The organism is Rhodococcus sp. UFZ-B548 (assembly GCF_903819475.1).
GTDB classification, from domain to species: domain Bacteria; phylum Actinomycetota; class Actinomycetes; order Mycobacteriales; family Mycobacteriaceae; genus Rhodococcus_F; species Rhodococcus_F erythropolis.
In genome coordinates, this window is the sequence record NZ_CAIJDS010000053.1 from 45,721 (window position 1) to 54,063 (window position 8,343).

The window sequence follows — 8,343 nt, forward strand, 5'->3', positions numbered from 1 at the left end:
ATGATGAGCAATGTTGCACCACGGACCCAGGAGAAGCCGGTTGTGCTTGCCCCGTGCAAGTGCAGATTCTCGTACGTCACTGTGAGGTAGTCGATCGCCGATTTATGAGGGAAGGTAGAAATAGGGGGTGGGAGTGTGATTCCCAACTCGACGTTCACCGTTTTTCTCATGTTCTCGACGGTCACCATTTGTCGTGAGAGCAAACCCTGTACTGCGACTTGGGTTCTCGGATCTTAGGGCAACGGATACTGGTGCATCGATCGACGCTATCGATATGCTGTCCTAATGAACGAGCTGCGCAGCATCGACTTAAATCTGCTAGTGGACCTCGATGCCTTGCTTAGTACACAGAGCGTCAGCGAGGCTGCCCGCAGAATGAATCTGAGTCAGTCGGCGATGAGCGGATCACTGTCACGTCTGCGGAGACTTTTCGATGATCCACTTATGGTGCGTAGCGGACGTAGTCTTGTGCTTACCCGTCGAGCAGAGGGTCTCATTCTTCCACTCAGGGAGATACTTGGCAAGATCAATGAGGTCTTCACAGACAGTGATGAGTACACGCCGGAGACAATGGCTAGGTCATTCTCAATCAGTGCGTCGGACTATGCGACAGCTGTTGTGCTTGCCCCTCTCCTCCGTGCACTCTCGGTGGAAGCGCCGAACGTCACAATTAACGTCTTGCCGCGCTCACCTGATGTCCAGGCTGTGCTTCGCCTTGACACAGCAGACCTCGTCATCGAACCGCAGGAGATGATGCAGGGCACCTCGCGGTTTGGCATCCCACTCGTTTCCGACCGATGGGTCTGTATGGTTGACGGCAGTATGCATGATCCTGCAGTGCTAGATCGGTTCGACCGCAGCGACTACCTGGCGTTGCCCCACCTTGTTTATTCCATTGGGCAAGATAGGCAACTCAACCTCGCCGACCGTCATTTAGCCTCACTCGGCGTAGAGCGGCGTATAGAGATGACGGTCGAGAGCTTTCTCATGGTGCCATTACTTATTAGGGGGACATCGCTGGTGGGATTGGTTCTTGAACGAGCGGCTGCAATGCAACCGCTGGACGGCCTGCGTTTGGTCGAACCCCCCATCCCAGTGCCAGGCATAAATGAAGCGATGTATTGGAATCCCCGGCATACGGAAGAGCCTCCACATCGTTGGCTCCGGGATCGTGTGGCCGTAACGGCAGCGAATCTCGATTCTTCAACCGGTCTGTAGAGGTGTATCCGAGTTTAAGCACCTGTGCGGTTAACGCCGAATGAGTGCATTCTGATGAGGCAAATGTGTCGGACGCAGACACCTCCATCAAGGCAATCCCGTTCCGCGACTTGAGTATCAGAACCTCGACTGCCGCCGGTGTCGGAATTCAGGCCGTACATTAGTACTGCTAAGACGATTGACGGATTGGATGAGGTGAACAGTACCCCCGACTCCCCATGGAGGATCTTCGTCACTTGCGAGTCGGCCGGTGGAGAGCGCCTCGATACTCTGGCTGGTGGGGTGGGTTACGCACTGGTGCCTTGGGGAGGGCTCAGCCGGTGATTGCAACGGCCCTGATCGGGTGAGATGACAGATGGCGAAAGCCGCCGGGTTCACTAAGCCCCACTGGGCAACGGTGGATCGATAAACGCGATTCCTCTCGCTGGCAGATCGAGAAGAGATCGCGATCGGCCTCGCGTCGCATCTGTCGTTGTGGCAGACCAGGGATCGGATCGGCCGCCACAAGTCGGTTGGGATCTCTCGCGGCTACTCGGCGCAGCAACGCGCCCGCTGCCCCGAAACCCACCAACTTGGTCGTCAACGTCGAACTCCGTAATCAGGTCATCGCATGGCGACAGACAAGTGGTCACCTCAGTAGATCTCAGTGATGCTCACTGTGAGGATCCCGTTCAGACCGGAGATGCGCGTGTCCCACGAAACGATCTACCACGCCGTCTACGTGCAGTCGAAGGTGCACTGAAAAAGGAAGTACCGCAAGCGCTTCGAACAGGGCGAACGCACCGGGAAGGCGCATGGACGGGTGTCGAACAGTGTCCACTACATACCGGCCAAGATCCTGATCGCCGATCGGCCGGTGTCGATCGGGGACCGCGCGGTCCCCGGACATTGGGTGAGATACCTGATCATGGGCAAGAACAACAAATTTGCGATCGGGACTCTCGTCGAGCGTCAATCTCGATATGTGATGTTTCTGCATCTGCCCGGTGTCAGAGACCTGATCGTGGTTCGGGACACAATGATCAAGTCAATCCTGACGTTGCCCGAGGTGACGCGAAAGACGGTCACATGGGATCAAGGAATGGAGATGCGTCGTCATGCCGACACCACACTCGCGACCGGAGTCGACATCTACTTCTGTGATCCATCAGTTCAAACTGCCGGATCCGGACCACTGAAAATGGGAACGGTTCGAACAATCGGAAAGACAATGAGCGCTCGTAAGTATTTAGGGTCCCGTTCAACTCCTGATGCCCTCGTCGCTGGACGGGACAGTCACCTATGAACACCAATCGCGTATCGCCCCGCTAGTTTTCGCAAGGGACGGTGTGTCTATCGGCACGGACTAACAATGATGTGTTTCCGGTATCTCTAGGCGAGGAGTCCAGTTGTACCGGGCCCGGAACGACTCCTGCTGTGATGACAATTGGCAATCGCACCGTTCGCGACTACGAAGATGCTTCAAAGAGGGTTGGTGGGAGGTATCCCACCAGCCCTGGGGAACCTCGACCGCGCGTATTGTCGCATACCCAAATCGCCTCAGGGGAAGGGAATCAGCTTCTGTGAACGTGGGAAAGAGCCACCTGCGGTCGAATCTGCTGAACTTGTGCGAGCAGGGTCGTTGCGGGTCCGCGCGCGCAAGTTTGTTTCGCACCCCTGTCGCATCCATACAGGGGCGCGGTCGACCTATGGGCATTTTCAACCTGAACCTCTAGTGGATGGACGTGTCCGAACGATGCTGTCGCTCCGGCGACAAATCTTCCCAGTTGAACACCACGCAGGTATTTCTCGTGCTCGGGGTCGATGTGCCCAGTCGCTCAAGGATGCGAACTGCTCAGTATCGACGGGCCATTCGTATCGGACAGCGGATCGCCATGTGCACGAGGCTTTTACGGACGTGAGCACTTTGGGGACGACCTGAATCAGCGGCGGGGTTTGCACCGGCACGGCTTCTACTTGTTGTCAGAGTGGATGTCCTCACCTGCCGGCCTGAGGTTCGGTGTTGCGGCCGTTCTCGCACGCGCATCCTCGGCCACCTATCGGCGCGGCCGATGGCTTATATCCGTGACATCCGTTGGACGGCAGATGATTTGCGTCATATCTTTTCTAGGTCAGATGAATTAGGTAGCAAGCACTTCGCGGGGATAGATCACTCCACTCTGCTGTTGCAAGCATGAGGCGCATGAATTGAGGGTCTGCCCAGACGAAGCAACCCCGACTAGCCGGCAGTCAATGCCGAATGTGGGAGGACCACATGGATCACAATGCCGTGCAGCCCTTGGATCAGTCCGAATTTCGTCATGTTGTCGGCCACTTCGCAAGTGGAGTCACAATTGTCACAACCGAACACGACGGGATTCGGTACGGCGCAACAATCAGCGCAGTGACTTCGTTAAGTGCGGACCCACCCATGGTGCTGGTCTGCGTTAACCAGCGGCTAGGAACACACGCTGCAATCGTCAATGCCCGCAGATTTACCATCAACATCCTCGGAGAGGAACAAGCTTCTCTCGCTCAGACTTTCGCGACACCAGGCGCGAACAAGTTTGTCGGAGTAGGCGTCGTCGAGGGCCAGCACGGCCTTCGGCTAGCGGAAGCGCTAGCGTTCCTCACGTGCCGGGTTGTTCATGAAGTTGAAGGTGGTACACACCGCATCTTCGTAGCCGAGGTCGTGGAGGCCCAAGCCGGACCTGGGAGCCCACTTTCATACTTCCGGGGCGCCTTCGGTCAGTTTGTTCCTCACGAAAAGGCGTCCTGACATTTCGTGCCGCCCGAAAAAATCACTTCTCACTATGTAACAGGAGGTTCTCAATGAGGACAGGAAAGCAGTATCTGGAGTCACTCCAGGACGGACGACAGGTTTACGTGGGTGGTCAGCTCATCGATGACGTCACCACTCACCCCAAAACTAGCGGGTATGCCAAAGCGATTGCTGAATACTATGACTTGCACCTGGCTCCAGAGCACGAAGATGTACTGACCTTCGTCGATGACGACGGTGTCCGAAAGTCGATGCACTGGTTCTTGCCGAAGACCAAGGCCGATGCTGCACGTCGTCGCGCGTATCACGAATTTTGGTTCAGGCACTTCCAGGGTGGAATCTTCACTCGGCCGCCGGCCGGAATGAATGTCGTGATGTACGCCCAGGTCGACGATCCTGAGCCTTGGGAAGACAACGCGATCGTCGCCGATGGCCGCAAGATCCCATTTGCGGATAATATCCGAGCACAGTGGCAGCGAGTTACCACTGACGACGTGGCACTCTCGCCCATGTTCGTCGATGTGCAGTATGACCGTGGGCGTGACGACGCACTTGGTGAGACGCCGATGCTGAGCATCGTCGAACAGAACGACAAGGGAATCGTCGTCCGCGGCTGGAAGGCAATGGGAACTTCACTCCCATTTGTTAACGAGTTGCTGGTTGGTAATCTCTGGCGGCCCGGCCAAACTTCGGATCAGACCGTGTATGCAATGGTTCCGGTCAACACCCCCGGACTTTCACTGGTGTGTCGTGAGTCTAACGCGACTCCCGATGCAGATCCCTATGACCATCCGCTATCGACGATCGGTGATGAGCTGGACGGGATGGCGTACTTCGATGACGTCTTTATCCCTTGGGAGAATGTTCAGCACATTGGCAACCCCGATCATGCGAAGTGGTACCCGCAGCGCCAGTTCGACTGGGTTCACATCGAGACCCAGATCCGGCACGCGGTCCACACCGAACTGATCGTTGGGCTCGCGCTTCTGTTGACCAATGCGCTCGGAACTAACAACAACCCGATTGTTCAGTCCCAGCTCGCCGATCTTGTCCGCTTCCGCGAAACGTGTAAAGCATTCGCTATCGCTGCCGAGGAAACCGGGTTTACGACAGCGGGAGGGTTGTACAAGCCCAACAACATCTATGTCGACCTCGGGCGCGCTCACTACCTCGAAGGTATCCACGACGCCGTCAACCAGCTGATCGAATTCTGTGGTCGTGGTGTCGTAATGTCGCCGACTAAGGCAGACTTTGACCACCCGTACATTGGACCCAAGCTGGAAGAGGCCCTCCGCGGCACCTCGATTAGTGCTCGGGACCGCGTCTCCATTTTCCGGCAGATCAGTGAACGTTACCTCACCCAGTGGGGTGCTCGTCACGAGATGTTCGAGAAGTTCAACGGTACCCCGCTCTACTTGGTCCGGTTGTTGACGATGCAGCGCACCGAGTATCAGGTTGACGGACCGTTGACTGATCTTGCTCGTCAGGTTCTTGGATTCGGTGACACTGCAGCGCTCGCCGCGCGCGCGGCTGAGGTGGAAAAGACCTCCAACTGGGCGTCTGTTTTGTACCAGCCCGAGTACGCACGAGAGCAGGACGTGCGGGACGGATACTACAAGCCGGTTGAGAAAGTCTGACCAGCAGCTAGCTTCCGGGCCGGATTATTGTGCCGGCCCGGAGCTAATTGAGAGTCCTTGAATCACGGAGGATTTCATACGGCACCCCACTTTCCAGGGGCGCTCATCATTCCTCAGAGGCTACTAAGTACACGATGAGCCGATGGTGAGCCATCGTGCTGGTCCTGAAGTGGCACAAAGGATCTCAACTTTACATACTGGGCATTGCAGCGGTCGAATGTTGTCTGTTCATACGTTCTGCTGGTGCGGTGTGAAGCGGCATGACATCTCTGACTGACATGGGTCTCAGGATTCACGGATATATGTATCATCCGATGGAATCTTGATGACCTGTCGGGGGTGCTTCGCGTGGTGACACGTCATCGATCCTCACGGTTACGTGTCACTACGCCGGAGCGCAATTCTCTCGGAAACACTCCGTGGCGGCAAAGTGCGACTGAGTTATTGTCGAATTGCGCGAGCCCTGGCGCGGGTGAGTTCCGTCTAGCTCGTCCGACTCGGAAACTGGATGGTAGCTGAAACAGTAGGCTTCATCTTTCTTCTGATGCGGTGTGGTCCGGCGACTTCGGTGTCCGGTGATAGCCGTATTGCTGTCGGTAATGGTCGAGCAAGGGTTTGCTGTTGCTCGACCATTAGTCGTGCTGGTTGACGGTGCCGCCATTGGCGTGGGGCTCTAGTGGACTCGTGTGCATCGCACACGAGTCCACGGCCGGGACGCTGAGTGCGATATAGCGGATGCAGTCACTGTGACGGCTGTGATGTTCGATCAGCTCGCTTGCCGGATTCACAGCGTCATTGACAACAGAGGGCGCTGTGTCGCTCTTGGGTAGAAACATGTAGTGGCTGCGATTCCCGTCAACGGGTAACGAATATGCCACTATTTCTATGCCGAATGCGGGCTGGAAGAAATGTGGGGCCTGGGTGCCCGTTTCGACGCTCCATTGGAGTCCGCCCCAACCGCTCACGGTGAAGGCATTGTAATCGTTGTCGTATGCGACCAAGCCGACAAACTGGCGCAATTGCTCCAGATCCAGGCTGGCCAATTGTTTGTCGTCGGGGAGAGTCTGTTCGACAGCCATACCGACCCGCTCTGAATGTGATGGATTGGGCGGTCAACTGAGGTAGTTGACCCAGGCCTAGCGCTGGTGTTCGAAGATTTTGGCAGTGTTTTGTAGGCAGTTTGCATAGCTGAATGACGGGGGGAGCAGACGTGAATCTCGATGCGGTGGATCTGGCTCTGTTGGATGCGATGCACAAGCATCCACGCGCTGGTGCATTGGAGCTCTCGCGTCAGGTCAAGGTGGCACGGGCGACTGTGCAGGCGAGATCGAAAAGAATGGAAGACGCGGGAGTCATCGCCGGATATGTACCGCACGTCAATTTGGCTGCAGCGGGTTTCGGGGTCCAGGCCTTCGTAACTTTGCAGATCGCTCAGGGAGCACTCGACACAGTCACAGCAGAACTCGAGGCAATCCCCGGTGTGCTTGAGGCGTTCGCTACCACGGGCTCCGGCGACGTACTGTGCCGGATTGCAGCGGCGTCGCACGAGGATTTGCAAACGACTCTGCTCGAACTGAATCGGTCGGGAGTAGCTACCCGGTCGATCAGCGTCATGGTTCTCTCGGTTGTAGTGCCGCTCCGATCGATTCCCCTACTACAGACGTTGCAGTCCAAACAACCACCCAAAGCTCCAGCCTATCGACGGGATGGTCCGTCTCGGTGACGCCCGTGGCCTAAAAGCCGAGGACGATTACAAATACCCACATAATCACGGCGAGGGGGAGTAGTAGTCCCTGGTCCAGGCCTTTGATGGATGACTCACAGGTGAGTGTGGCTTTTGTTCTTTTGACACACCTGAGGGTGATGCACTGAAGAAGTTATGGTGTGCACGCCACAACCGGTGAGCCACCCGTTGCCGAACAGACCCCTCCAAGTGGGTGCGCAATGGTGCAAGTCTGGGACGGTCTCCATGTGCCGCGATCGCTAGCGTCACGATAAGAGTCGGTATCGTGACGGGCAACAGCGTCGAAGATATGCAGCACGCGGAACTGGCCTGTCAAAAATTTGGATTGGCATGTGTATCTGCCACCAGCCCCGTCAGGATCGGCGGTTTCGAAACAACGTCTGCTCCAGGGTATTTGTGAGTTGAGCGAAGGGCAGGCTGTGCTCACACAAGTGGTGTTCGCCGTTATGCGAACAGGCACATTGAGCTCGGGGGTTGGAGGTTCCAGGCGAGGCGTGGGACTGTTGTCGAGGCGCGACATCAAGAGTTTTTCGCAAATCTGATCAGCGGCTCACAGATATATCGAGGGGTTGGGTCGTACGGTTGTGTGGGGGCGGCATGGTTGATTGCCGTATCGGGCCGTGGAGGTTCGACGCTCAGTAACACTCCACGCGAGCGTGAATCTGTGCAGCATGCTTTACGAGATTCAACGTTAGCGTGGTGGGTAGTCAGTGAGCCAGGCTAGGTACGTATAGCTCGTTGTTCGTCTGAGCTCTGACTCACGGTACGGCCAAAACCCATATTCAGACCTGCGGATCCTGGCTACACCTCGTCGAGTCCGATCAGATCGTGACCCATCCGGTCGCGCTTGGTGCGCAGGTAGGAGAGGTTTTCGGCGTTCGCGCGCAGCGGCATCGGAACGCGATCGGTGATCTGCAGGCCGTAGCCCTCCAGACCCACACGCTTGGCCGGGTTGTTGGTCAGCAGACGCATCGACGAGATCC

5 protein-coding genes and 2 pseudogenes are annotated in these 8,343 nt (G+C 56.6%); 5 read left to right on the forward strand and 2 right to left on the reverse strand.

All coding sequences use genetic code 11. The features are described from left to right. Window positions 1-285: 285 nt before the first annotated feature. The 4 genes and pseudogenes from H7C86_RS30500 to npcA all read left to right on the forward strand — a co-directional run bounded on the left by H7C86_RS30500 (window position 286) and on the right by npcA (window position 5,616). Window positions 286-1,218, forward strand: a complete 933-nt coding sequence (locus H7C86_RS30500; RefSeq protein WP_182262836.1) for a LysR family transcriptional regulator — start codon at window positions 286-288, stop codon at window positions 1,216-1,218. 778 nt (window positions 1,219-1,996) lie between these two features. After that, window positions 1,997-2,503, forward strand: a pseudogene (locus H7C86_RS30505) (IS30 family transposase); the annotation flags it as partial. A 969-nt stretch (window positions 2,504-3,472) separates the two neighbouring features. Then, entirely contained in the window at window positions 3,473-3,976 is a 504-nt protein-coding gene (locus tag H7C86_RS37995) for a flavin reductase family protein (RefSeq protein ID WP_220463484.1), read from the forward strand. Between the two features lie 53 nt (window positions 3,977-4,029). Next, window positions 4,030-5,616, forward strand: a complete 1,587-nt coding sequence (gene npcA, locus H7C86_RS30515) for a 4-nitrophenol 4-monooxygenase/4-nitrocatechol 2-monooxygenase oxygenase component (protein WP_182262839.1) — start codon at window positions 4,030-4,032, stop codon at window positions 5,614-5,616. A 632-nt stretch (window positions 5,617-6,248) separates the two neighbouring features. On the opposite strand, the gene H7C86_RS30520 is transcribed toward npcA, so the two are convergent. Continuing rightward, on the reverse strand, window positions 6,249-6,695 hold the full coding sequence (locus H7C86_RS30520; RefSeq protein ID WP_182262840.1) for a hypothetical protein: 447 nt from the start codon (window positions 6,693-6,695) through the stop codon (window positions 6,249-6,251). Window positions 6,696-6,808: 113 nt separating this feature from the next. On the opposite strand from H7C86_RS30520, the gene H7C86_RS30525 reads away from it, so the two are divergent. Beyond that, a complete protein-coding gene (locus tag H7C86_RS30525; RefSeq protein WP_182262841.1) occupies window positions 6,809-7,339 on the forward strand; it encodes an Lrp/AsnC family transcriptional regulator in 531 nt (176 codons plus the stop codon). 822 nt (window positions 7,340-8,161) lie between these two features. Here the strand turns inward: H7C86_RS30525 and H7C86_RS30530 are convergent. After that, window positions 8,162-8,343, reverse strand: a pseudogene (locus tag H7C86_RS30530) (bifunctional 3,4-dihydroxy-2-butanone-4-phosphate synthase/GTP cyclohydrolase II); the annotation flags it as partial.